The organism is Nesterenkonia muleiensis (genome assembly GCF_003600155.1).
Lineage (GTDB): Bacteria > Actinomycetota > Actinomycetes > Actinomycetales > Micrococcaceae > Nesterenkonia > Nesterenkonia muleiensis.
This window is the reverse complement of record NZ_QWLD01000012.1, coordinates 1-24,629: the sequence shown is the minus strand read 5'-3', so window position 1 is coordinate 24,629 and position 24,629 is coordinate 1. Positions and strand designations below refer to the sequence as shown.

22 protein-coding genes and 4 riboswitches are annotated in these 24,629 nt (G+C 62.0%); of the genes, 12 read left to right on the top strand and 10 right to left on the bottom strand.

The features are described from left to right. Window positions 1–35: 35 nt before the first annotated feature. The 9 genes from DVO78_RS03780 to DVO78_RS03740 form a co-directional block, all read right to left on the bottom strand. Complete coding sequence (locus DVO78_RS03780) at window positions 36–1,316, bottom strand: TRAP transporter large permease (RefSeq protein WP_120003485.1); 1,281 nt, start codon at window positions 1,314–1,316, stop codon at window positions 36–38. After that, window positions 1,313–1,780, bottom strand: coding sequence for a TRAP transporter small permease (locus tag DVO78_RS03775; RefSeq protein WP_157983847.1), 468 nt, complete (start codon window positions 1,778–1,780; stop codon window positions 1,313–1,315). The genes DVO78_RS03780 and DVO78_RS03775 overlap by 4 nt, the downstream gene beginning before the upstream one ends. Before the next feature lie 17 nt (window positions 1,781–1,797). Continuing rightward, window positions 1,798–2,865, bottom strand: a complete 1,068-nt coding sequence (locus DVO78_RS03770) for a TRAP transporter substrate-binding protein (RefSeq protein ID WP_157983846.1) — start codon at window positions 2,863–2,865, stop codon at window positions 1,798–1,800. Window positions 2,866–2,911: 46 nt separating this feature from the next. After that, window positions 2,912–3,661, bottom strand: coding sequence for a 2-amino-5-chloromuconate deaminase CnbZ (gene cnbZ / locus DVO78_RS03765; RefSeq protein ID WP_120003482.1), 750 nt, complete (start codon window positions 3,659–3,661; stop codon window positions 2,912–2,914). A gap of 148 nt (window positions 3,662–3,809) precedes the next feature. Continuing rightward, window positions 3,810–4,730 carry a LysR family transcriptional regulator gene (locus DVO78_RS03760; protein WP_120003481.1) on the bottom strand — a complete coding sequence of 307 codons (921 nt, stop codon included), beginning with the start codon at window positions 4,728–4,730 and terminating at the stop codon, window positions 3,810–3,812. A 167-nt stretch (window positions 4,731–4,897) separates the two neighbouring features. Continuing rightward, the gene (locus tag DVO78_RS03755) at window positions 4,898–5,437 is read right to left on the bottom strand and encodes a CoA-binding protein (RefSeq protein WP_120003480.1); all 540 of its coding nucleotides are present in this window, start codon (window positions 5,435–5,437) and stop codon (window positions 4,898–4,900) included. Window positions 5,438–5,442: 5 nt separating this feature from the next. After that, window positions 5,443–6,738 carry an O-acetylhomoserine aminocarboxypropyltransferase/cysteine synthase family protein gene (locus DVO78_RS03750; protein ID WP_120003479.1) on the bottom strand — a complete coding sequence of 432 codons (1,296 nt, stop codon included), beginning with the start codon at window positions 6,736–6,738 and terminating at the stop codon, window positions 5,443–5,445. Further along, entirely contained in the window at window positions 6,738–8,771 is a 2,034-nt protein-coding gene (locus tag DVO78_RS03745) for an acetate--CoA ligase (protein WP_120003478.1), read from the bottom strand. Before DVO78_RS03745 ends, DVO78_RS03750 begins: the two co-directional genes overlap by 1 nt. A 7-nt stretch (window positions 8,772–8,778) precedes the next feature. Continuing rightward, on the bottom strand, window positions 8,779–9,318 hold the full coding sequence (locus DVO78_RS03740; RefSeq protein ID WP_120003477.1) for a flavin reductase family protein: 540 nt from the start codon (window positions 9,316–9,318) through the stop codon (window positions 8,779–8,781). Between the two features lie 7 nt (window positions 9,319–9,325). Continuing rightward, a riboswitch (SAM riboswitch) is annotated at window positions 9,326–9,413 on the bottom strand. A gap of 136 nt (window positions 9,414–9,549) precedes the next feature. Next, window positions 9,550–9,640: riboswitch (SAM riboswitch) on the top strand. Between the two features lie 13 nt (window positions 9,641–9,653). Between DVO78_RS03740 and sfnG the strand changes: the two genes are divergently transcribed. The 5 genes from sfnG to DVO78_RS03715 all read left to right on the top strand — a co-directional run bounded on the left by sfnG (window position 9,654) and on the right by DVO78_RS03715 (window position 15,160). Further along, window positions 9,654–10,802, top strand: a complete 1,149-nt coding sequence (sfnG, locus tag DVO78_RS03735) for a dimethylsulfone monooxygenase SfnG (RefSeq protein WP_120003476.1) — start codon at window positions 9,654–9,656, stop codon at window positions 10,800–10,802. Window positions 10,803–10,868: 66 nt separating this feature from the next. Next, window positions 10,869–12,116 (top strand): acyl-CoA dehydrogenase family protein, encoded by a 1,248-nt coding sequence (locus tag DVO78_RS03730; protein ID WP_120003475.1) that lies wholly within the window; start codon window positions 10,869–10,871, stop codon window positions 12,114–12,116. A gap of 88 nt (window positions 12,117–12,204) precedes the next feature. Further along, a riboswitch (SAM riboswitch) is annotated at window positions 12,205–12,296 on the top strand. Between the two features lie 13 nt (window positions 12,297–12,309). Then, window positions 12,310–13,152: an ABC transporter ATP-binding protein gene (locus DVO78_RS03725; protein ID WP_120003474.1), complete on the top strand. Its 843-nt coding sequence runs from the start codon at window positions 12,310–12,312 to the stop codon at window positions 13,150–13,152. Window positions 13,153–13,205: 53 nt separating this feature from the next. Beyond that, the gene (locus tag DVO78_RS03720) at window positions 13,206–14,279 is read left to right on the top strand and encodes an aliphatic sulfonate ABC transporter substrate-binding protein (protein WP_120003473.1); all 1,074 of its coding nucleotides are present in this window, start codon (window positions 13,206–13,208) and stop codon (window positions 14,277–14,279) included. Next, window positions 14,279–15,160 (top strand): ABC transporter permease, encoded by an 882-nt coding sequence (locus tag DVO78_RS03715; RefSeq protein WP_120003472.1) that lies wholly within the window; start codon window positions 14,279–14,281, stop codon window positions 15,158–15,160. Before DVO78_RS03720 ends, DVO78_RS03715 begins: the two co-directional genes overlap by 1 nt. Window positions 15,161–15,202: 42 nt before the next feature. On the opposite strand, the gene DVO78_RS03710 is transcribed toward DVO78_RS03715, so the two are convergent. After that, window positions 15,203–16,519, bottom strand: a complete 1,317-nt coding sequence (locus DVO78_RS03710) for an IS1096 element passenger TnpR family protein (RefSeq protein WP_338016560.1) — start codon at window positions 16,517–16,519, stop codon at window positions 15,203–15,205. Window positions 16,520–16,950: 431 nt separating this feature from the next. Then, a riboswitch (SAM riboswitch) is annotated at window positions 16,951–17,042 on the top strand. 7 nt (window positions 17,043–17,049) lie between these two features. On the opposite strand from DVO78_RS03710, the gene DVO78_RS03705 reads away from it, so the two are divergent. The 7 genes from DVO78_RS03705 (at window position 17,050) to DVO78_RS03675 (ending at window position 24,543) form a co-directional block, all read left to right on the top strand. Next, complete coding sequence (locus DVO78_RS03705; RefSeq protein WP_120003470.1) at window positions 17,050–17,958, top strand: methionine ABC transporter ATP-binding protein; 909 nt, start codon at window positions 17,050–17,052, stop codon at window positions 17,956–17,958. Beyond that, entirely contained in the window at window positions 17,958–18,626 is a 669-nt protein-coding gene (locus DVO78_RS03700) for a methionine ABC transporter permease (protein WP_120003469.1), read from the top strand. The genes DVO78_RS03705 and DVO78_RS03700 overlap by 1 nt, the downstream gene beginning before the upstream one ends. A gap of 102 nt (window positions 18,627–18,728) precedes the next feature. Then, window positions 18,729–19,613: a MetQ/NlpA family ABC transporter substrate-binding protein gene (locus DVO78_RS03695; RefSeq protein ID WP_120003468.1), complete on the top strand. Its 885-nt coding sequence runs from the start codon at window positions 18,729–18,731 to the stop codon at window positions 19,611–19,613. Then, the gene (locus tag DVO78_RS03690; RefSeq protein WP_120003467.1) at window positions 19,613–21,076 is read left to right on the top strand and encodes a 4-hydroxyphenylacetate 3-hydroxylase family protein; all 1,464 of its coding nucleotides are present in this window, start codon (window positions 19,613–19,615) and stop codon (window positions 21,074–21,076) included. Before DVO78_RS03695 ends, DVO78_RS03690 begins: the two co-directional genes overlap by 1 nt. A 16-nt stretch (window positions 21,077–21,092) precedes the next feature. Next, window positions 21,093–21,920, top strand: coding sequence for an NADPH-dependent oxidoreductase (locus DVO78_RS03685; RefSeq protein WP_157983845.1), 828 nt, complete (start codon window positions 21,093–21,095; stop codon window positions 21,918–21,920). A 53-nt stretch (window positions 21,921–21,973) separates the two neighbouring features. Continuing rightward, on the top strand, window positions 21,974–23,188 hold the full coding sequence (locus DVO78_RS03680; RefSeq protein WP_120003465.1) for an acyl-CoA dehydrogenase family protein: 1,215 nt from the start codon (window positions 21,974–21,976) through the stop codon (window positions 23,186–23,188). A gap of 2 nt (window positions 23,189–23,190) precedes the next feature. Continuing rightward, complete coding sequence (locus DVO78_RS03675; protein WP_120003464.1) at window positions 23,191–24,543, top strand: LLM class flavin-dependent oxidoreductase; 1,353 nt, start codon at window positions 23,191–23,193, stop codon at window positions 24,541–24,543. Window positions 24,544–24,629 lie beyond the last annotated feature (86 nt).

Here is a 24,629-nt window from a genome sequence, read left to right as displayed (position 1 = left end):
TCAATACATGGGTTGATCGGGCAGAAAGAATGTGGTCAGTCAAGAAGCTCAGGAAGCCACAAGACGAGGTTGGGGAACAGGATCAGCAGGACCAGAACGCCGATCAGTGCGATGATAAACGGAGCCAAATAACGCAATGCTGCAAGAATGTCGATTCCAGCTATAGCTGATGCCACGAACAAGTTGAGTCCCACCGGTGGGGTCGCGAGTCCAATGGCAAGGGCGATCACAGCCACAACGCCGAAGTGAACTGGGTCAACCCCGGACATCGTGACCAGCGGCATCATGACTGGGATCACGATGATGAGTGCTGCCGCACTGTCTAGGAACATACCGATGACCAATAGAATTGCAGCGGCAATGAAGAGCACGAGCAAGGGGCTCTCAGCCAAGCCTGACATCTGCCGGGCGAGCATACTGGGAAGTCCCTCTGAGGTGACGACCCAGGCGAAAACGTTGGCGCTGGCCACAATCAGCATGATCATGGCAGTTGCTGAGGCGCTGTTGTAGAGAGCGTCTACAAGCTTGCGCATACTGAGTTTCCTGGTGACAAGGCCCAGCAGTAGGGCGTATCCGACAGCAAGCACAGCTGATTCGGTAGTGGTGACAATGCCCAGAGTGATTCCCAGGATAATAATCAGCGGCATGACCAATGCCGGAACCGCTTTGAGCGCCCGCCACGGAATCTTCCGGGCGGCGACCCGGGCTTCAGTGGGATAGTTCTTCCTGCGGGAAATCACATAGCCGGTGGTCATCAAGGCAAGTCCCATCAATGCACCGGGGATAATCCCACCGACGAACATATCGGAGACCGATGCTCCCGGCCCAGCGGTCACCGCGTAGAGGATCATGATGATGCTGGGTGGGATGACGATTCCCATAGCCCCAGAGGTGGATTGGGCTGCCACTGCGAAGGCCGGGTGGTAACCGCGTTGGATCATCGCGGGGATGGTGATTTTGCCCATTGCGGCAGTGGTGGCGATACCTGACCCGGAGACTGCGGAGAACATCATGGATCCGCCGACAGTGACATTCCCTAAACCTCCTCGGATGTGACCTACCAAAGATCGGGAGAATTCAATCAGCTTGTCAGATATTCCGACTTTCTCCATCAGTTCACCGGCAAGCAGGAAGAACGGTATTGCCATGAGCGTGAATGAGTCCGTGCCAGTGAACATACGTTGCGGAATCATAGTCAGAGGAACATCGGCGAAGACCATTAGCGTGATCAAAGCGGAAATAGCTAAAGCCCAGGCGATTGGCACACTAACGAGAAAAAGAAACAACAGGCATATGATAAGAACGGTGATGCTCATGCCGTCACCTCGTTAGACGCAGTTTTCTCCGGTTTTGGGCCAATCAGAAATATCAGCCCAAGAGTTGCTCCGAGTGGGATCGCAAAATATGCGTAGCCAATCGGAATACCCAGCGCCGGTGAACTTTGTCCCATGGTGTTCATGGACATTTGGATTCCGTAGAGCGTAAGAAAGATCAGGAAAACTCCCACGATGCTCTGCGCGATAACCGCTAAGAGCTTTCCTGATCCGCCTGGCAACCGCCTGACCAAGACGTCGATGCTCACGTGGATTCCCGTACGGACTCCCATCGCGGCCCCGATGAAGATCAGGTACACGAACATGTACCGGGTGATTTCTTCTCCACCTGCAAGGGGGCGCTCAAAGAAGTAGCGCAATACGATCTGCAACATGACAGTTGCTGTCATAGCTCCCAACAAGAGGATCATCACAGTCTGGACAACCCCAGCCAGAGCATTGAACATCTTGCTTATCATCAGCATCAGTCGGCTAGGTCGATAATTTCTTGGATGATTCTCTCACCCTCTTCTGCGTCACCGCCACCGATCTGTTCATAGAACTGCGGGTAGACTTCATCCAGCATGAGCTGGCTAAACTCTTCGTGAAACTCTTCAGGCGGTTCATTGACGTTCATCCCGCCCTCAATTAGTTCATCAATCGCCTGTTCCGTCTCATCAACGTAATAGGCGTTCTTGAACTCAGCCGCTTCGAGCGCTGCTTGGAGGAAGAGGTCTTGGTCTGCCTCTGGGATTCCTTGCCACACGTCTTCATTGATCAAGATGTAACGGGGGAAGAACGAGTGCTCGGTGATGGTCATAAAGTCCTGAACCTCGTAGAGGTCGAAGTCCCGGATCATAATGGCGGGATTCTCCTGGGCGTTAGCCACTCCCTGTTCGAGAGCAGTGTAGACCTCACTCATCGGTATCGGCACCGAGGTGACACCGTCAAGCGCAGCATAGGTTGCGTTGATCATAGGGCTCTCTTGAACTCGCATAGATAGCCCTGAAAGGTCATCCAGCGTTTCGACAGGCCCGCTGTTGTTCGTCATGTTCCGGAATCCACCGTGTGTGACTTCCAGGAGCCTCAAGTCTTGAGCCAGCAAGGCTTCAGCAAGATATTCCCTTACTATTTCAGAATTGTTGACTGCTTCCACATGCTCGATGTCCTGATACAGCCCAGGAAGGTCATAGAAAAGGGCTTCAGGCACAAAGTTGCCGATGGGCGCGTTGGTCACCAGAGCCATGTCTACAGTCCGCATGGAGACGCTCTCAATGAGTTCGCGTTCGTCACCAAGTTGGCTTGAGCCATACTGCTCTATAGTCCATCGACCCTCGGTAGCTTCGTCCAGCTCTTCGATCAGAATATCCATGCTTTGGTCGAAGACGTCGCCGGGGGAACCTACGTGCCCAAGTCGCAGTGACCCTTCTGCGACTGTTTCCCCGTTGCTGTTCTGACTACTGTCTCCCTCATCTCCTGTAGCACCGCAAGCAGTAAGCACCAGGAGGGGAAGTCCAACCAATACTGATATTGATCTCTTGATTCTAGACATGAAACCTATCCCTTTCATTTTTTTTGATCACTCATGTTTTAGAAATCTACTGAACAAATTCCTCAACGTGCACTCTTCTGCTATCCATTTCGAATGCCCACTCTTCGACCGGCGGAGCGCAGTACTGCCACGCAATATTCGCCGCTAAAGGGACCATCCCGGAAAGGTCGGTGTGGATACTCTCATAGGAATGCAGGGTGTAGACCTGGACATCGGTCACTTCGTCCCAGCAGGATCCAAGAAGCTCTTTCCTTCTCAGCAGTTCACCAATGACATACTCTGCCTTCTTTCTCATGCCCCTGGGAGAGGTATCTCCGGGGGCGATCAGTTGATCGTTGTAACTATCGAATCCCTCCGGGGCATCCGATTCTCCGGAAATGACATAGGAAGCCGGGGCCCCGGGCTGCGGTCGCACATAAGTGAAGGAGTGCACAGAGGGGCCTGAAACGGTCCGCTTCTCCGGAATGACGTTGGATCGGGCGACGGGGTTGGAGCCATCCAGAAGGATTCTCCATTCGTCGAGCTTTGCAGCATAAGCTTCATTGAATTCTTTGAACCCCTGCTCAGAGAACTGCTCAGGTGAACGCAGCTCAAGAGCACACACTGCTTGGACGGGCAGTCCAACCTGCTCCATGTATCGCTCGATGAGCCGATAACCCTCGTCGAGTGGGGGCGTACGCGCTGCCCGGACGCGGACAAGTTCATGCCCACTGTCAGCACGCACTCCGAAAGAATATTGCAGAGGCCCGGGGATATAGCTGTAGTTGAATGGAGTGCGTTCAACGCTGGTCATCATCAACCCTTTCAAAACTGGAGTATTGCCCGGAAATCACTGGGCCATTTCTCAAGCAGATTACTCAGTTTCAATGGGCGTGCATAGAACACGTTTGTGAACAGTCATTCCAATGAATAGAACACTGTAACAGTCCCGTAACAAATAGTTTTCAAAGTTTGTGATCTGGCACACGCTCAGATGCTTTGCAGAGTCGGGAAAGCTCTCGCTTGAGGGAGTCAGATAAGGCTGACGAGGGTGTTTTGCGGACAACCAGCGAAAATGCAGTGGACTTAAACGCGTCTTCCTCGAGTTCAATGAGTGAAACTGACTGGGCGTGTTCGGCCTGCACCAGCAGAGCAGAGGTAGTAAATGTGACTACTCCTTCGGTCTGCACCATTCGTAGGGCAAAGGCCAGTGAATTAGTTTCATAAGCGATCTCAAGCTCAACGCCGGCACGAGCACACTCCCGGTCAACTTCACGACGTATGCCGAACTGGTTGCGAGGAAGCGCGCACCGCTCTCCCTGCAGTTCGATAAGCGAGACCGTTTTTCTATCCGCCAACGGATGATCCCTGCGCACGACCAATTGGATAGGAGTGTGCAGAGCAGCCAACTCACGAAGTTCAGCTCTCGCCACCCGTCCAAAAGTAAACCCCGCATCAGCGTCGCCGGAAGCTACTGTCGCTGCGACCTGGGTGGAGGACATGAGATCGACGAGAAAACGAACTTGAGGATGACGCCGCCTCAATGGTCCTAACCACTGCGGCAGGAGTCTCGGCAGCATGGCTTCCACGCATGCAATAGAGAACTCAGCACTTTCGCTCTCCACCCCGGCCGCAAGTATGTGCTTAAGCTCGTCTGCTTCAGCCTCTTGGCGGCGGGCAAAATCGTATAAGGTCATACCTGCCGAGGTGGACACCATTCCTTGGGAAGATCTCTCAAAGAGAGTTACTCCCAGTTCTTTCTCAAGTATCTTGATCTGTCTGCTCAGAGCCGAGGGGGCAATGAGCAGGTTTCTGGAAGCAGTTTGAATAGAGCCGGCATCGACCACCTCTTTGAAGTACCGAAGCACATCACTCTGTATCGCCACAGCGACCTTCCGGCTGAATCTCCTAAGACTTTTGGAGCCTAGTCGCTGGACTGGGGCGTATCAAGGATGTGACGAGACTTGGAGAAGGTCCCCGCGTCACGATGAGGAGCGGGACCACACCTGTCCCGCAGAAAGATACCAATCGCCCCAGGTAGAGTAGCCCCGGTTCAGTGGTCCCGCAGCTGGCGCTTGGCGCTGATGATCCCGGTGTCGAAGCCGCCCAAATGCAGGTTGCCGTGGAAGCGGCCGTGCTCGATCTTGATGCAGCGGTTCTGCACCGCGTTCAGCCCCAGGTCAGTGGCCCGCTGCATGGCCTCCTCCGAATGGATCCCCAGCTGGACCCACAGGGTCTTCGCCCCGGCGGCGGCGGCCTCTTCGGCCAGCTCCGGCAGATCCTCAGGCCTGCGGAAGGCCACCACAATATCGGGGGGCTCCGGCAGGTCGGCCAGCGAGGCGTAGCCGGGCTCGCCCAGCACCGTCTTGCCCACCAGGCGCGGGTTGACCCAGTAGAGCTGGTAGCTGGAATCGCCCTGCAGATAGGTGGCCACGAAGTAGCTGGACCGGGAGGGCTTATCACTCATGCCGATGACCGCCACCGACCTCGCGCTGCGCAGCAGCTGCAGACGGCGGGCAGGACCCGGCTCCTCCCACAGCCCGTGGGGGTGATCGGCGGAATTCTCAGCGGCAGGAACGGGCGTGGTCGTCATGGTCCTTATTCTCCCTTGGTCGCAGTCTCCAGGGCTTGATCCAAGTCCCAGATAATGTCGTCAACGTCCTCCAGGCCCACAGAAATCCGCACCAGGTCATCGGGCACCCCGGCGGCCAGCAGCTGCTCAGCATTCAGCTGCTGATGAGTGGTGGAGGCCGGGTGCAGGATCAGGGTCCGGGCATCGCCCACATTGGCCAGGTGGCTGGCCAGCTGCAGCGCCTCAATAAACTGAGCCCCGTTCTCCCGGCCCCCGGCGATCCCGAAGCTGAACACCGAGCTCACCCCCTCCGGCAGCAGCTGCTGAGCCCGTGCATGGTGCCGGTGGCTGGGCAGGCCCGAGTAGTTCACATAGTCCACCCGCGGATCATCCTGCAGCCACTGGGCGACCCTCTGCGCATTGGCGGTGTGCTCGGCCATCCGCTGCGGCAGGGTCTCCACCCCCTGGATCAGCTGGAACGCTGCCTGCGGGGTCAGGCTGGGTCCGAAATCGCGCAGCTGCTCGGCCCGCAGCTTGGTCAGAAACCCGTACTCGCCGAAGTTGCCCCACCAGGACAGCCCGCCGTAGGAGTCCACATGCTCGGTCATCTGCGGGAACTTCCCATTGTCCCAGGGGAAGGTGCCGGATTCGACGACGACGCCGCCCAGGGTGGTGCCGTGCCCGCCCAGGAACTTGGTCACCGAATGGGTCACAATATCGGCCCCGTGCTCGATGGGCCGGAACAGGTACGGGGTGGTCAGCGTGGAGTCGACCACCAGCGGGATGCCGTGGTCATGGGCCACCTTCGCCAGACCGGGCAGATCCACGATGTCGCTGGCCGGGTTGGAGACCACCTCGGTGAAGATCAGCTTGGTGTTCTCCTGGAGTGCGGCCTGGAAGTCTTCGGCCTCATCGGAGTTCACAAAGGTGGTCTCGATGCCGAACCGGCGCAGGCTGACATCCAGATGGGTGATGGTGCCGCCGTAGAGCTTGGAGCTGGCCACAATATGGTCACCCTGCTCGCACAGGGCGGCGAAGACTAGGAACTCCGCACTCATGCCGGAGGCGGTGGCCACCGCGCCGATCCCGCCCTCCAGGGAGGCCAGGCGCTCCTCCAGTGCGGCCACCGTCGGGTTGCCGATGCGGGAGTAGATATTGCCGAACTTCTGCAGCGCGAAGAGGTTGGCGGCGTCGTCGGTGTCCTTGAACACGAAGGAGGTGGACTGGTGGATCGGCACCGCACGGGTGCCGTAGGTGGCGTCAGGGACCGCACCGGCGTGCAGGGCGCGGGTGCGGAAGCCGAACTGGCGGTCAGTGCTCATCAGGGGTGGTACTCCTTCACGGGTGCTGTTCCCCGAGTCTGACAGATCCGTTGGATCTCAGGAACACAGGGTTCGTTCTGCAGGCTGGTGGTGTCGCCCAGCGGCTGGCCCTCATGCAGTTGGGCCAGCAGCCGGCGCATGATCTTGCCCGAGCGGGTCTTGGGCACCTCCGGGACCGGGATCACTGCCCGTGGCTTGGCCACCGGCCCGATGACCTCGGCGACCTGGGCGCGCAGACTCTCTATCAGTGCGGGTTCGGCGGTGCCGTCGCGGCTGAGGCGCTCTTGGGCCGCAGCGGTGAGCACCACGAAGGCGGCTGCGGCATGACCGGTGGTGGCATCGTGGACCGGGGCCACCCCGGCTTCGACCACATCCGGGTGGGAGACCAATGCGGATTCGATCTCGATGGTGGAGAGTAGATGCCCGGAGACGTTGATGGCATCATCGATCCGGCCCAGGATCCAAATGTCTCCCTCGGCGTCGCGCTGCCCGGCGTCCCCGGCCAGGAACCAGCCCTGAGCGGCGTACTTCTCCCAGTAGCTGGTGTAGTACCGCTCCGGGTTGCCCCAGACGGTCCGGGCCATCGAGGGGCCGGTGGCGGTGACCACCACATTGCCCTGCACGCCCGGGGGAGTGGGGGTGCCGTGATCGTCGACGACGTCGGCGGCCCAGCCGGGCATGTCCTGGGCCACACTGCCTGCTTTGAAGGCGGCAGCCTCCGGGCGCGGGGAGAGCACCGTGGAGCCGGACTCCGACTGCCACCAGGTGTCGACCAGAGGCACGCCGCCGAAGGTGTCACGCAGCCAGTTCGCCGCCTCCGGGTTCACCGCCTCACCCACCGTGCCGGCCAGGCGGACGGAGCTGAGATCGTAATGCTCCGGGACGCCCTCGGGGAACCAGCCCATCAGTGAGCGTACCAGCGTGGGGGCGGTGTAGTAGCTGGTCACCCGGTGGCGTTGGATGATCTCGAAGTGCCGCCCCGGGTGCGGGGCATTGGGCACGCCCTCATAGATGACCTGGGTGGCCCCGGCAGCCAGCGGCCCGTAGATCTCATAGGTGTGGGCGGTCACCCAGGCTAAGTCGGCGGTGCACCAATGGACGTCGTCGTCGCGCTTGTCCGGGTCAGGGTGGGCGAACAGCCGCAGATAGCTGAACAGCGCCCCGGTGAGATAGCCGCCGGTGGTGTGCACCAGTCCCTTGGGCTTACCCGTGGTGCCGGAGGTGTACATGATGAACAGCGGGGTCTCGGCGTCGAAGAACTGCGGGGTGTGCTCAGCGGAGGCCGCCCCGACCAGCTCATGCCACCAGATGTCCCGGCCCGGGGTGAAGGAAATCTCGCTTCCGGTGCGGCGGATCACCAGCACATGCTCCACGCTGCCGCCGGTCTCAGCGGTGAGTCCCTCCACTGCGGCGTCGGCGTTGGCCTTGACCGGAACCGCAGCACCGCGGCGGTACTGACCATCTGTGGTGACCACCAGCTTGGCGCCGGTGTCCTGGACCCGGAAGCGCAGCGCCTCGGCGGAGAACCCGCCGAAGACCAGCTGGTGGACCGCGCCGATCCGGGCGCAGGCCAGGGTGATGACAATGGTCTCCACCAGCACCGGCAGGTAGATCACCACCCGGTCGCCGGGGCCTATCCCGAGGGACTCCAGGGCGTTGGCGGCCTGGTTGACCCGGCGCTGCAGATCCGCATAGGTGACCGACTCGCGGTCCCCGGGCTCGCCCTCGAAGTGCAGGGCGACCTTCTCCCCGCGCCCGGCGGCCACATGGCGGTCCACACAGTTGACCGCGGCATTGAGCCTGCCGCCTTCGAACCAGCGAATATCCGGCCCACGGCGGGTATCAGGGTTCGGCGGGGTCCACGAATGCGCGGTGTGCCAGGGGGAGTCCCAGTCCAGGAGTCCAGCCGCCCGCTCCCAGAAGGCCACCCTGTCGCTGCCGGTGGGCTCATCCCAGTGATGCACATCAGCATCCAGTGCACGGGGGTATTCAGCGGGGGAATGCTGAGGCTCAGCGCTCACGCGGGTGCTCATCCCCGGCTCAGGCCTCGTTGGCCGGCAGGGACTTGAAGGCACTCTGGTGGAACACCAGCCCGGCCCGTTGCTGGTCCACACCCAGGTTGAGCACCTCGAGCACCACAAGGTCATGGTCACCGGCGGTGAACTGGTGATAGACGCGGGTCTTCAGCCACAACGGGGTGTGGTGCAGGACCAGGGCGCCGTCGTCGTCCGCGGTGTACTCCACCCCGCTGAACCGACCGGCGCGGTCCTTAGAAGCGATCTGCCGGCACAGACCGTCCTGGTCAGCCCCGATGACCGAAACGCCCAGATGGGACGCGTCATCGCGCAGCCGGGGCCAGGTGTTCGAGGTGTGCTGTACGGCGAAGGTCACCAGCGGCGGCTCCAGAGAGACCCCCACCGTGAAGGTGGAGGCCACCAGGCCCTCGGGCGTCCCGTCGATCTCCGCGGCGACCACCACAATGCCCTGGGGAAACTGAGAAAACGCGGCACGCAGCGCCAAAGGGTCCAGCGGTCTCGCTCCGGCGTCGGGCCGTGCCAGTGTGGCGGCGGACAAGCTCATAGGAACACTCCCATCGGTCCTGGCGGTAGCACCCGGCGGTCTCCGGGTTGCTGCGGCGTCAACGAGCCAGATCTCTCGGCCGCTCGGGATGGACCCCTCTACCGTACGCGGCCCCCGGGGGAGCAGGCAAAGTCGGTGTCATATTGCGAGACATGGGGCTTCAATGACGAAATATGAACTTAGTTTGACAGCGGGATATGTTCACCGCGTACATTGGGGCCTCGCAACACCACACCATCACGAGCGACTGAGGGATCTGGCCCGACGACGTCGCAGCAACCAGTCCACCCGGACAAGGTGCTACCGCCAGGACCGATGGAAAGGGGCCATACGCCATGTCTGAACTCACTGCCAATCCCGTCCACACCGGGGAGCCTGAGGACCTCAAGTTCGCCTACTGGGTGCCCAATGTCTCCGGAGGCCTGGTGGTCTCCACGGTGGACCAGCGCACCGACTGGGGGTATGACTACAACGTCAAGCTCGCCCAGACCGCCGAGCAGGTCGGCTTCGAATACGCGCTCAGCCAGGTCCGCTACCTCTCCAGCTACGGGGCGGCCCAGCAGCACGAGTCCACCGCCACCTCGCTGGCGCTGCTGCTGGCCACCGAGCGGCTGAAGCTCATCGCGGCCATCCACCCCGGCATCTGGGAGCCGGCGGTGCTGGCCAAGTTCATCCTCACCGCCGACCAGTTCTCCAAGGGCCGGGCTGCGATCAATGTGGTCTCCGGCTGGTTCAAGGACGAGTACACCAGACTGGGCCTGCCCTGGCTGGAGCACAACGAGCGCTACCGCCGTTCCGCAGAGTTCATCCAGGTGGTGCGCAAGCTCTTCACCGAGGAGAACGTGGAGTTCCGCGGCGACTTCTACACGGTCAACGACTTCACCCTGCGCCCCACCCCCTACCGAGTGGAGGGGCGCCCGTACCCGGAGATCTTCCAGGGCGGGAACTCCACCGCCGCCCGGTTCAACGGCGGGGCGCATTCGGACTGGTACTTCTCCAACGGCAAGGACTTCGACGGCTTCCGCGAGCAGTACCAGGAGGTCAGCGCGGTCGCCGCCGCGCACCGGCGCAAAGTCAGGTTCGGACTCAACGGATTCGTGATCGTCCGCGACACCGAGGCCGAGGCCCGGGAGCAGCTGCGCGAGATCATCGCTCACGCCGACAAGGACTCCGTGGAGGGCTTCCGGCGCTCCGTCCAGGAGGCCGGGCCGGCCACCGCCGATAAGAAAGGCATGTGGGCCGACTCCAGCTTTGAAGACCTGGTGCAGTACAACGACGGTTTCCGCACCCAGCTCATCGGCACCCCGGAGCAGGTCGCCGACCGCATCATCGAATACAAGAAGATCGGTGTGGACCTCATCCTCACCGGCTTCTTGCACTTCCAGGAGGAGCTCGAGGCCTTCGGCAAGACGGTCATCCCGATCGTGCGGGAGAAGGAAGCCGAACTGCTCGCCACAGGCCAGCTGCAGCCCGCCGGAGTCTGAGGCCGGCACCGCTGCCGCCCAGTTCCTCTCCCCGAAAACACCACTGACCCATTAAGGAACCTCATCATGACTGCCACCACCGCTGCCTCCGAGATCGACCTGACCAACCGCTGGACCCACCAGCCCACTCCCGACGACGCCGCCGGCTGGCTGGCCCGCGCCCAGGAGGTCGCCGACATCCTCGCCGCTGATGCGGTGGAGCGCGACCGGGCCAACAGCAGTCCCCACCAGGAGGTCGCGCTGCTGAAGAACTCCGGGCTGGTCACCCTGCTCGGCCCGGCCGAGCACGGCGGCGGAGGCCAAACCTGGGACACTGCCTACAAGGTGATCCGCACCGTCGCCCGCGGCGACGGCTCCATCGGCCAGCTGCTGGGATACCACTATCTGTGGTCCTGGACCGCTGAGCTGGTCGGCACCGATGAACAACGGGCAGACTTCGCCAGGGCCTACACCCAGAACAACTGGCTGATCGGCGGGGCGGTCAACCCCCGGGACGCGGATCTGAGCGTCACCGATGACGGCGAGGAGCTGATCTTCACCGGCCGGAAGTCCTTCTCCACCGGCGGGGTGGTCTCCGACATCACCATTCTGGAAGGGGTGCTGGAGGGGACCGAGAACCATGTGTTCGCCGCGGTGCCCACACATCAGGAAGGCATCCTCTTCGCCCACGACTGGGACAACCTGGGGCAGCGCCTCACCGAATCCGGCGGGGTGGAGATCCGTGGCGTCCGGGTTCCCTGGAAGGACGCGCTGGGCTATCAGGACAAGGTCTTCCAGCCGCTGGTCTACGCCACGCTGAACGTGCCGGCCATCCAGCTGGTCTTCACCAACTTCTACCTGGGCATCGTCCAGGGCGCACTGGAGAAGGCCACCACCTACACCAGAGACTTCACCCGGGCCTGGCCCTACGGCGGGGACAACAAGGACCACGCGCGGGAGGAGTGGTACATCCTGGAGGGCTATGGCCAGCTGCAGTCCAAGGTCTGGGCAGCCGAGGCGCTGATCGACCGGACCGGAGAGCGGATCAGCCATATCCTGCATGCTCCCCGCCAGGAGCTGACCCCTCAGCAGCGCGGGGAGATCGCCGTGGAGGTGGCCGCTGCCAAGCTCCGGATCGCCGAGGACGGGCTGGAGGCCACCACCAAGGTCTACGAGCTCACCGGCGCCCGGGCGTCGTCGAACTCCGTGGGCCTGGACATCTACTGGCGCAATCTGCGCACCCACACCCTGCACGACCCGGTTCCCTACAAGAAGCGGGAAGTCGGTGAGTACGCGCTGCTGAATCAGCTTCCCGAGCCGACCTGGTACACCTGAGCCGGGCCGGCGGCCCATCGGCATGACGTTTTATGAAACCAGCTTGACGAGTGGATATGTTCGAGGGGTACAGTTGATCCCGCAACACCACCCATCCAGAGCGACTGAGGGATCTGGCCCGACGACGTCGCAGCAACCAGTCCGAGAAGGACAAGGTGCTAACGCCAGTGCCGATGGAAGATGAGACTTTCTGATGACTTCTGCACCGACGCTTGAGCAGCCCTCTGCGCCTGCTGAGCCCACGCCCAACCGCCCCGGTCCCGTGACGGCATCCCCGGGATCGCTGAACGTCACCTTCGGCGACGTCGGCCGGGCCTTCGACGGCCGCCACGTGCTCAAAGGCGTCAGCCTGGAGGTTCAACCAGGTGAGGTGGTGGCGATCCTCGGTGCCTCCGGCTGTGGGAAGTCGACCCTCCTGCGCGCCGTCGGAGGTCTCGACGGCGGCTTCACCGGTGAGATCCTGATCGGTGGAACCGCAGTCACCACCTATGACGAACGCACTGCTGTCGGGTTCCAAGAACCACGGCTGCTTCCGTGGCGTTCGGTGCGGAAGAACATCGAACTGGGTCTGCCGCGCGGCATCGGCAAGGCAGAGGGCACAGCCCGAGTCGATGAGCTCCTGGACCTCGTCGGACTGGCCGAACGCGCTCACCTGCGACCGCGGGAGATCTCCGGGGGCATGGCCCAGCGTGCTTCGCTGGCCAGAGCCCTGGCCCGACGCCCGGGCGTGTTGCTGCTCGACGAGCCCTTCGGCGCACTCGACGCGCTGACCCGGCTGAAGATGCAGGACCTGCTCCTGGACCTCCACGCCCAGACCGGCACCACAGTTCTGCTGGTGACCCACGACGTCGACGAGGCCCTGCAGCTTGCCGACCGGATCCTGCTTCTGGGCCCCAAGGACTCATCCGTCGCCGAGGGCGCCACCGTCAAGCAGCTGCTGCGCGTACCGGGCCAGCGGCCCCGTGACCGTAGCTCCGCTGAGCTGGCACGGCTGCGCGGAGAGCTCTACACCGGCCTCGGTGTGGACTCCCACTGACCCTCTACGCCTTCATCACACTCGTCCTGCTGCACCACACGAAAGGCCCACTGATGTCCTCCTCGCCCTTTGCCAAGCTCACGCCCGCCCTGGCTGTTCCCGCAGCCGCTGCGCTGCTTCTCACCAGTGCATGCGTGGAGGGAGAAGGCTCCGGCACCGGTGAAGGCGGTGAGCTGGGGACGCTGACCATCGACTTCGCCACCTACAACCCGCTGAGCCTGGTGATCTTGGAGCACGGCTGGCTCGAAGAGGAGCTGGAGGAGCTGGGCACGGAGGTCGAATGGATCCAGTCGCAGGGCTCCAACGATGCCAATGAGAAACTGCGCGCTGATGCGATTCACGTTGGCTCCACCGCCGGCTCAGCTGCGCTGCTGGCACGGTCCAACGACTCAGCGATCCACACCATCCTGGTGGAGAACCAGCCCGAATGGGCCGCACTGGTCACCAATCCAGACTCTGGGGTGACCTCAGTGGAGGATCTGGAAGGGGAGTCGGTGGCAGCAACCCTGGGCACCGACCCCTATTTCTTCCTCATCCAGTCCCTGCAGGGAGCCGGCCTGGAACCCTCTGACGTGGAAGTGCAGAACCTCCAGCACGCTGACGGCCGGACCGCTCTGGCCAACGACGACGTGGTGGCCTGGGCCGGGCTGGACCCCATCATGGCCGCTGCCGAAGCAGACGGTGCCGAGCTGTTCCACCGCAATGTGGACTTCAACACCTACAGCGTGATCAACGCCACCGAGGACTTCATTGAGAATCACCCCGATGTGGCCCAGGTGGTGGTCAACGTCTACGAGCAGGCACGCCAGTGGGCACAGGAGAATTCGGAGGGAACCGCAGAGATCCTGGCCGACTACGCCAGCATCGATCTCGAAGTCGCCGAGACTGTGATCCAGGAACGGTCGAACTTCGACGTCGACCCGGTCCCCGGTGACGCCCAGTACCAGGTGCTGAGCGAGGTCGGGCCGATCTTCATCGACACCGGCGATGTGTCCTCACAGGACAGCATCGATGAGGCCTTGGACTCACTCTTCTACCCGGAGTTCGCCGAGAACCGAGAGGCCACCGACGCCGAGGGCTCCGAGGGTGCCGCCGATGAGGCCACCATCCAGGAGGACGAAGACTGATGAGCCAGGCACCGTTGTACACCCCGCATGAAGCAGCCAGCGGCACAGCAGTCTCGATCGCTGCGGAGCAGCAGGCCACCGGGAAGTTCACCCCAGCCAGGATCGCCCGCCCCCGGGCGGTCAAGCGGATACCCGGTGGCAAGATCCTGATCGGCGCGGTCGTTCCGCTGCTGCTTCTGCTGGTGTGGTGGCTGGTCACCGACGTCTTCGGGCTCTTCCGCCCGGTGCAGCTTCCCACCCCGCAGTCGGTCTTCAGCGCCGGAGCCGAACTGTTCAGCCGTGGGGAGCTGTATCAGCACATCGCCATCTCCGTGCAGCGGGTGCTCACCGGTTTCGCGATCGGTGCCGGCGTCGGCCTGGTGCTCGGTTCGGTGCTGGGTCTGTCCAGAATCGCCGATGCGCTGCTGCATCCGACCATCGGCGCCTTCCGGGCGGTGCCCTCGCTGGCCTGGGTCCCGCTGCTGATCCTCTGGATGGGCATCTACGAGGACTCCAAGGTCACCCTGATCGCCATCGGCGCGTTCTTCCCGGTGTTCACCTCAGTCCACGCGGCCCTGCGCCATGTGGATCCGCAGCTGGTGGAGGCCGGGCGGGCCTTCGGATTCCACGGGTTCCGGCTGCTGCGGACAGTGCAGCTGCCGGCGGTGGTGCCCAGTGTCTTCTCCGGACTGCGGCTGGCCCTGGCCCAGGCGTGGCTGTTCCTGGTGGCCGCGGAGCTGATCGCCTCTTCGATGGGTCTGGGCTTCCTGCTGACCGAGTCGCAGAACAACGGGCGCACCGACCGGCTGCTGCTGGCCATCGTGCTGCTGGCCATCCTCGGCAAGCTCACCGACGCCCTGCTCGGAGTCGTGGAGCGCAAAGCCCTGAAGACCTGGGCGTGAAAACACCACCCATCCAGATGGGCTCTGTGCCGTCACATTCCGTCATCCTCGCAGCATGGCAGCAAGGAACCTGCGTCCCGGTGTGGTGAGTTCCCGCCCGGAGTGAGGCTGCCCCCGAGATTCCTCAAAGACGCCCATGCGCTCAAGGAACCAGATGAGCGGCGCGAGGTCAGAGACCACCGCCTTCGCCGTGGCAGACTCCCCGAGAACGTCGACTAGCAATGACCCCACCACTGCATTGAAGTCCCAGCCAAGCGACTCCTGCTGCGGTGCCAGCAGGCGGTCGACCGTCCACAGAACGGTCTGCAGGGAGAGATCCTCATCGCCGAGGCGGAGTAAGTGCTCCACTAGGAAAACAACGAGTTTCTCCGGATCCGTGACCGTCTTGGCCTGCGACTTCACCGGCAGCAGCATCTCCTTCTGCACTCTGACCAGTCTGAGCTGCCTCAGGGCCTGCCGGAATTCCCACAGCGGATGGACATCGCTCTCCCGCTTGAGGCTGCCGACCCACTCCTCTCCCAGGCGGAGTCTCTCCGCCAGCGGTTCGGCATCCTTTGGCTTGAGATACCCGGTTTTCGTGAGCTCCAGTCCGTCTCCGACCGCCTCCATAAATATCCGGATGTCTGCGGTCAGCGCCAGCGCGTCATCATGATCCGGTGCAGGAACCGAGTCGAGGTCGAGCGCCCTCACCGCCTGTGCCAGTACGCCCTGCCCAGTGGCATCGGTGGCCCGCAAAACTTCGGCGAGCTCCGGGCGTACCTGGCCACCTGCAGCGCTTGCGGCCCCGCCTTCCACACCGCCGACGGAGAGTCCCGTGAGGGCTCGGGCGACCTTGGCGAAGGGAACGTCAACGAGGACCTCGCGTACCTCCTCAAGGCTGACTCCTTCGAACCAGTCGTCGAACAGTTCGCGCGCCCACCTGTCCTGGCTGGTCTCCCCGCGCTCGCGTGCGCGGAACTCGTCGAGCAGCTGGAAGCGGCCGGGCACCCCGCCGCAGTCCTCAATTGCCGTCCCGCCGGAGGACGTCAGTAGGGCCACTTGGTGAGCCTCCAGGATCGGCACATCGTCGGGCACCGGAATCCGGCGCAGGCGGTGTAGCCAGTCATCGCCGAAGTCATAGAGATACGAGGCGTCCCTAGGGCTCCAGCCCGCTGCCTTGGAAGCCGTGGCCGAAGGCAGCAGTTCAGTGACAGGCACCTGATCGCCGGGTATCTCCCGTGTTGTGCTGAACGTTCCCATACCCAGGTCGAACTGCGCGGCCATGGGATCGACATACACTGTTTTCGCCCGATAAGGATTCTTGCCGCGGGCGAACTGGTGCATATGTGCGCCCTCCCACCCCATCAACCGCTGGATGATGAGGTGCAGTTCTTACAGCGACGCGGTGGCCGGGACAAGAACGGTCCGCGACAGCTCGGGGTCGATTCCATCAAGGGTGACTGAGATCGCGATGTGGTTCATACCTGACAGCATGGCAGGCTTCCGGCGCTCACCGCTTCTCGGTGCTCTGCAGGGCACCTGCGCTCAGAGCGCCCTTTATGTCCCGTCAGTGGATAGCCCGGATTCTATGTTCGAACGGGCGACTAGATGGTGTTCAAACGGTAGAGTTCGTAGTGTTCATACGGTAGATGTGAAAGTGTGAAATACCGGCGATCAACACCGGGCAGCAGGCCTACCGGAGGCGAGACGGAGTCGCCGTGGTGCTGTTCGCACTGCTGGGGGCGTGACGATTTGTGAACTCAGTTTGACGACTGGATATGTTCACAGCGTAGAGTAAGGTCTCGCAATACCAACCATCCAGAGCGACTGAGGGATCTGGCCCGATGACGTCGCAGCAACCAGTCCGAGAAGGACAAGGTGCTAACGCCAGTACCGATGGAGAAGGCCCCATGATTTCACTCCGACGTGTGTCCACCACCTTCGCTGCCCGCGGCAAGGAACCGATCACTGCGGTCAATGAGGTGTCCTTGGACATCCCGCGCGGGTCCATCCAGGGCATCATCGGCTTCTCCGGGGCCGGAAAATCCACCCTGCTGCGCAACATCAACCTGCTGGAGCGGCCCACCTCAGGGGAGGTCTGGGTCGGCGAGACCGAACTGACCGGCCTGAACCAGGAGCGGCTGCGCCAGGCCCGCCACCAGATCGGCATGATCTTCCAGGGCTTCAACCTGGTCAACAACCTCACCGTGCTGCAAAACGTCGAACTGTCGCTGAAGTTCTCCGGGGTCAAGGACAAAGCAGAACGACGCCGCCGCGCCGCCGAAGCACTTGAGATCGTCGACATCACCGACAAGACCAAAAACTACCCGGCCCAGCTCTCCGGCGGCCAGAAGCAGCGGGTGGCCATCGCCCGGGCACTGGCCACCAAGCCCGAAGTGCTGCTCTGCGATGAGCCCACCTCAGCCCTGGACCCCTTCACCACCGCCACCGTGCTGCAGTACCTGGCCGATATCAACCGCGAGTTCGGCATCACCGTGGTGATCGTCACCCACGAGATGGAGGTCATCAAAGCACTGGCCGACCATGTGGCGGTGATGGAGAACGGCCAGGTGGTGGAGAAGTTCCCGGCCACAGATCTGCGCAGGGAAGGATTCACCCCCGGCACCTCGATCGGCCGGTACCTGGTCTCCGACGGGATCAGCGTCCAGCGCCAGGGCGCCCCGGTCCCGGAGGAGGCTTTCGTCGTCGCCGCCGAAGGCGTGGAGAACTATGACGACCACACTCAGCCTCCCCACCACAGTGGGACGGAGCACCGGGAGTCAAAGATCTTCGCCGCAGTGGAAGGCGGTGTGCGCTGATGGAACTGGTGGTCCAACGCTTCCCCGACATGGTGCAGGCCCTGGTGGAGACTTTGGCAATGGTCGGCGTGTCCATTCCTCTGGCCGTGCTCATCGGCACACCGATCGGTATTTGGCTCTTCACACACGCTCCCGGGGGCATTAGGCCGACGCCGAAGAGTCATGCGGTGGTTTCTGGGATCGTCAATATGATTCGATCCTTCCCGTTCCTGATTCTGCTGATCGCCATCCTTCCATTCACCCAGTTTGTGGTCGGCACCACGGTCGGCACCGCTGCTGCGATCGTGCCGCTGACAGTCAATGCGATCCCTTATTTTGCCCGCCTGGTAGAGCAGAACATCACCCAGCTGGGTACCGGCGCGGTCGAGGCCTCGAGGGCGATGGGCGCTACCAGGGGGCAGATCATCCGCAATGTGTTGCTGGTGGACGCCAGGCCAGCGATCATCGGTTCTGTCACCATCACCACGGTGAGCTTTATCTCCTACTCGGCCATGGTCGGTATCGTCGGCGGCGGGGGCATCGGCGAATTCGCCATCCGTTACGGCTACTACCGGTATGAGACGCCGGTGATGCTGGCATCCATCCTGGTCATGATCTTGCTGGTGACTGCGGTCCAGTGGGGCGGCACGAGGGCCTCCCGTTTCACGGACAAGCGCGTCACGGCTTAGACCCCTTGAAGTTTCGGCGGCCTACCGCTGAGCACAGGCAGCTACGGGGCTGCCTTGCATGCAGAAAACATCACACTCGCACCCTCATGAAAGAGCGCTCATATGAATGCACGACGTCGGCTCCTTGCCAGTACCGCCATCCTTTCCGCCTCTGCTCTGGCACTGACTGCCTGCGGACTGGTAGGCGGAGGAGACAGCGACGATGACACCATTACCCTGATCGTCACAGAGTCTGCAGCTTTCCAGGACCCCACCGAGATCGTCCAAGAATTGCTGGAGGAGGAGGGGTGGAACGTCGAAGCCACCTATGTGGATGACTGGGTACGCCCGAACCACGCGGTCTCTGACGGCGAATTTGATGCCAACTACTTCCAGCACTTGGTCTATCTCAATCAGTTCAATCAAGACAACGACCTCGATCTGGAGCCGATGTTCGCTGTCCACGTGGCACCCTCCGGCATCTTCAGCGCCGAGTATGACTCCTTAGACGAGCTGCCGGACGGTGCGGAGATCGCTCTGCCGGTGGATCCGGGCAACAACTGGCGGGGCATTCGCCTGCTGGCCAATGAAGGGTTGATCGAGATCGACCCTGAGGTGCCGTATACCCAGCTCTCTCAGGACAGCATCACGGAGAACCCGCAGAACTTCAGCTTCGTGGAGATGGAGGCTCAGCAGATTCCGCAAAGCATGAGCAGCGTTGATGCTGGCTGGCTGCTGGTCCGCCTGGCCGCCGAGAACGACATTGACATCAACTCCGCGCTGGTGCTGGAGGAGGACGAGCTCGCACTGCCCATCACCATCGTCGTGGCCGCACCGGCCGAGTTCCGCGGAACCGATAAGGCAGAGGCTCTGGAGCGTGCATACCAGTCGCCTGAGGTGCAGGAGTGGTATGACGATTACCTGGGTGGTGTGATGGAGACATCTTTCGACGTCGACATTGATGGGGCCTGGGAAGACGTCACCTCCGAAGGGTTCGCCACAGATTGATGCGTACCGGTGCCGAATACCTGAAGAGCCTCGATGACGGCCGTACCGTGTTTGTGGACGGTGAAGTCGTCGGCAATGTCGCAGAACACCCTGCTTTTTCCTCCGTCGCCGGGACGGTTGGGCAGCTTTTCGACTTTGCCGCCGACCCCGCCAACGGCATGCAGAGCCACGCTGAGGAGTTGGGGAGCACCATCAACGTGGTGTATAGCATCCCCAGGTCCTCAGAAGACCTGCATGCCCGCCGCCGCGCGATCGCTGCATGGGCCAAACGGACACATGGCTGGCTCGGCCGCAGTCCGGACCATCTAGCCTCTGCTTTCGCCGGGTTCGCCGCCAACGCGGAGGTCTTTGACACCCCGAAGAAGAAGTTCTCACAGAACGTTCGGAACTTCTATGAGCACATCGCTCGGAACAGCCTTTTCGTCTCTTATGCGATCATCCCGCCCCAGTACTCCCGGGCCTCTACCGCCTCACAGTGGGGGGATGACTTTATTCAGGTCGGCGTGGTTCGGGAAACAGAGGAGGGACTGATCGTTCGGGGTTCGCAGATGCTGGCCACCAGTGGGGCAATCGCCGATGAACTCTTCGTGACCTGCTTGAAGCCGCTGAAGCCAGAGGACTCAGACTTCGCGATAAGCTTTGCGATCCCTCTGGGCACTCCAGGCCTGAAGCTCATATCGCGCCGGCCCTATGCGATCGGTGCAACCAGTGAATTCGATTACCCGCTGACCTCACGCTATGACGAACCGGATGGGTTCGTGGTCTTCGACGACGTTCTGGTGCCTTGGGATCGGGTGTTTGTGGACCGTGATGTGGAGCGCGTTCGGGAGCCCTTCTTCAGGACACCTGCGCACCCGCTGATGAACTGGCAGGCGCAGATTCGTTTCGTGGAGAAGCTGAAGTTCATCGCTTCGGTGGCTCGGAGAATCACTCAGGTGAATGAAACCGATCAAGCTCCCGGAACGGTGGAGAAGCTCGGCGAGCTGGCTGCCTTGGTGACTTCCGTGGAGGCCGCTGTGCTGGCAGCCCAGGCTGAGGCCGGCCCCGATGAACACGGCACCTACGTGCCCGCGCGCAAGTACATATACGGTGCCATGGGTCTGCAGGGTGAGACGTACCCACGCGTCATTCAGCTGCTGCGCGAGATCGCCAGCGGCGGGGTCATGCAGCTGCCCTCCAGCGTCGCAGATATGGTCAGCTCGGTGACCCGCCCGGACGTGGAGCGTTACATCCGCTCACGCAACGTGGAGAGCAAGGAACGGATCAAGCTCTTCCGCCTGGCCTGGGACGTCATCGGGTCAGAGTTCGGTGGTCGGCATCAGCAGTATGAAATCTTCTACGCCGGATCGTCTGCCCTGGTGAAAAGCGCCTACACCTACAACCATTTCGGCTACGAGGAGCTCCTCTCCGACCTGGAGGAGTTCTTGATCAGTTATGACCTCCCAGCTGCCACACAAGAATAAGGAGAATCCCGCCTCCATGTCTCTGCAAGACTCCCGGCTTCGTCTGCAGGCGCGTTACGGTCACGAGGTTTCCTGGGCGCCCCCAGAGTGGAACGAGACTCTTGACCTGCTCCTGGCACACCGTTCTGTGCGTCGATTCCTGGATGTCGACATCCACGATGAGACCATCCGCACACTTATAGCGGCAGCCCAGTCCGGTCCGACGTCCTCGAACCATCAGATCATCAGCGTCGTCGCTGTGCGTTCCCAGGACACCAAACAGGCGCTGTTCGAGGTGGGCGGACCCAAGCAGAAGCACATTGTGCAGGCGCCGGTGGTCCTGGTCTGGCTGATTGACTTCCGCAGAGTCCATACTATCGCTGGCCGGGCACAGGTGCCGCTGGGCGGCTTGGACTATCTTGATGCGCTGCTGATCGGTGCCACTGACGCTGGAATCGCCGCCCAGAATGCGGCGACCGCCGCGGAGTCTATGGGCTTAGGCACTGTACTGTTGGGCTCTTTGCGCAATGACGTACACCGCGTCGCCGAGCTGTTGGAGCTACCTGTGGATGTGATCCCTTTCCTCGGCATGGCCCTAGGTCATCCTGACCCCGAGGAGCCTGCGTCGACTAAACCGCGCCTCCGGCAGGAGGCGGTTCTGCACCACGAGAAGTACAACAGCAAAAATACCGCTGCTGAGCTCGATGATTACGAGGAGGTCATTGGCGACTACTACCGCAGCTACGGGCTTGATCCCCGGTGGGCCGCCCGCACCGTGGAGCGCCTGAGCCAGAGCACAGCCACCGCCACCCGCCGCCACCTACAGAGCGGTTACTACCGGGATGCCGGACTTGGACTCAAATAGCGTCATCTCTCCTGCCCACATTGCCCAATGCCCAGATACACGAAGGAATATTGATGAGCACCGCTGCTGAACCTGCTATCACAGCTCATGAACCCGTGAGCGCCACAGCCCTGCCGCAGGAGCTGATCGATAGGATTGCCCAAGGCTCAGTGGAGCGCGATCTGACGAGGACGTTACCCTTCGAACAGATCGCATGGCTGGATGAGGCTCGTTTCGGCGCCATCAGAGTTCCTCGGGAATACGGTGGTCCGGGCGGCACAGTGGAGGATCTCGTCAAGGAAGTGATCCGGCTGGCTGAAGCGGACTCCAACATTGCCCACCTCTACCGGGGACACTTTGGGTTCGTCGATGCGCTTGCTTTCAAATCCGACGAGCAGAAGAAGTACTGGTATGCCAAGGTGCTGGAAGGTAAGACAGTCGGCAACGCGTCAACCGAGAAGGGGGGTAACGCCCTTGGCACGCTCAATACTGTGCTGCACCGGAATGATGCTGGCAAGTGGCTGCTCAACGGAGAGAAGTTTTACTCCACCGGCACTATCTTCTCCGATTACACTCGAGCCTCCGCTTCGATCAAGGGTGAGGACGGCCGCTGCTTTGCCGTGGTGCCCACCGACGGGAGTGGTGTGACCGTCCACGACGATTGGGATGGATTCGGTCAGAAACTGACCGGAACCGGAACCACCGAGTTCAATGATGTTGCGGTGGATGAAATCTCAGTCTTCGACCGTGTGGCCGGCTCCCATGAGGCGGTCCATGAGGCGGCCTTCTTCCAGCTTTACCTGCTGGCGGCCCAGGTGGGCATTGCCAAGGCTGCGGTGCGCGATGCTTCGGCTACCTTGGCCAAGCGCACCCGCACTTTCAACACCTCCGCCTCCGGCGCGGCGTTCAAGCAGGATCCGCTGATCCAACAGATCATCGGCCGCATGTCCTCGAAGACTTTCGTGGCTGAGTCGGCGGTCTTGGAGGTTGCCAGGATTCATGATCAGGCGTTGGAGGCAACAGGGGAGGGAATCTACGCCTCAGAAATTGCGGTGGAGAAAGCCCAGATCACTGTGCCTGACCTGGTCCTGCAGGTCACCCAGGAGCTGTTCCAGACGGTGGGGGCCTCGGCGACTCTGCGCACCAAGGCGCTGGACCGGCACTGGCGCAATGCACAGACCATCGCCACCCACAACCCGATTGTCTTCCGCGCCCGCGCCATCGGAGACTATGAGATCAACGGCACCCTGCCCGAAGGGCTTAACGCCATCGGCGAGGCGAAGAAGTGAGTATGCATTTCAACGCCTTCGACATGCTGGTGCCGGTCCACCAGACCCCCGGGCTGTGGCGGCACCCGGAGTCCCAGATCGACCGGTTCGACCAGCTCGAGTACTGGACCGGACTCTCCCAGACACTGGAGCGCGCCGGGTTCACCAGTCTCTTTCTGGCAGACATCCCGGGCATCTACGATGTCTACGGCGGCAGCCATCATGCGGCTGCCCGCGGGGGAGTGCAGTATCCCCTGCTGGATCTGCAGGTGATGGTCCCGGCACTGGCGGCCGCCACAGAGCATCTGGGCTTCGGCATCACCGCTTCGGTCACCTATGAGCAGCCGTACCTGCTGGCCCGGCGTTTTGCGACACTGGATCATCTCACCAAGGGCCGGATCGCTTGGAACATTGTCACCAGTTACCAGGACTCTGCAGCGCGCAACCTGGGGCTTGCCGGGCAGATCCCTCATGATGAGCGCTATGACCGGGCCGATGAGTTCTTGGAGGTCATGTACAAGCTCTTCGAGCATTCGGTGGATGACCAGGCAGTCGTTGCCGACCGGGAAACCGGGGTGTTCGTGGATCCAGAGAGGGTTCGCGGCATTGAGCATCACGGCAAGTGGTTCTCCGTGCCCGGTGAGATGCTCACCCACCCTGGGCCGCAGCGCACTCCGCTGCTGTTCCAGGCCGGCTCTTCGGCGCGCGGGCAGAAGTTCGCCGTCGACCATGGGGAGGCGATCTTCGTGATCAACGCCAAGCCGGATAAGCTGGCCGATCAGGTAGCCTCCACCAGGGCCGCGCTCGCCGAGGCCGGCCGGGACCCTTATTCGGTGAAGTTCTCCGCCATGGTCACGATCATCGTGGGCGAAACGGAGCAGGAGGCGCAGGCCCGCCTCCAGGGCTACAGGCAATACGTGGACACCGAAGCGGCGCTGACCCTGTTCGGCGGTTGGACCGGTGTGGACCTCTCCGGACTGGATGAGGACGCCTATGTGGCCGATGTGCAGACTGAGGCCAACCAGTCGGCCCTGGCAATCTTCACCAAGGATCCCAGCAAGAAATGGACAGTGCGCGATGTCGCTGAGTTCATCTCCATCGGCGGGCGCGGTCCCACCATCGTCGGCGACCCCGTCCAGGTGGTCGACGAGCTTGTCCGCTACCAGGAAATCTCCGGTGTGGATGGGTTCAACGTCTCAGCGGCAGTGCGTCCGGCCGATTTCGAGCGTTTCGAGCATTACATCACTCCGGAGCTGGGTCGCCGTGGTCTGCTTCCCGAGCGTCCGCAAACCCCGGTGACTCTGCGGGAGTCCCTGTTGGGTGCTGGCCCCCGTCTGGCGGCGGATCATCCAGCCCACCGTTTGGTTGTCGGCTAGACAGCGAGGGTCTGCCGGAGCTTTCAGGCTGCTGGTCCGTAGTGCTGGTGGTGGTGGGGTGGTTCTCTGACCGGGGTGGGGAGGTA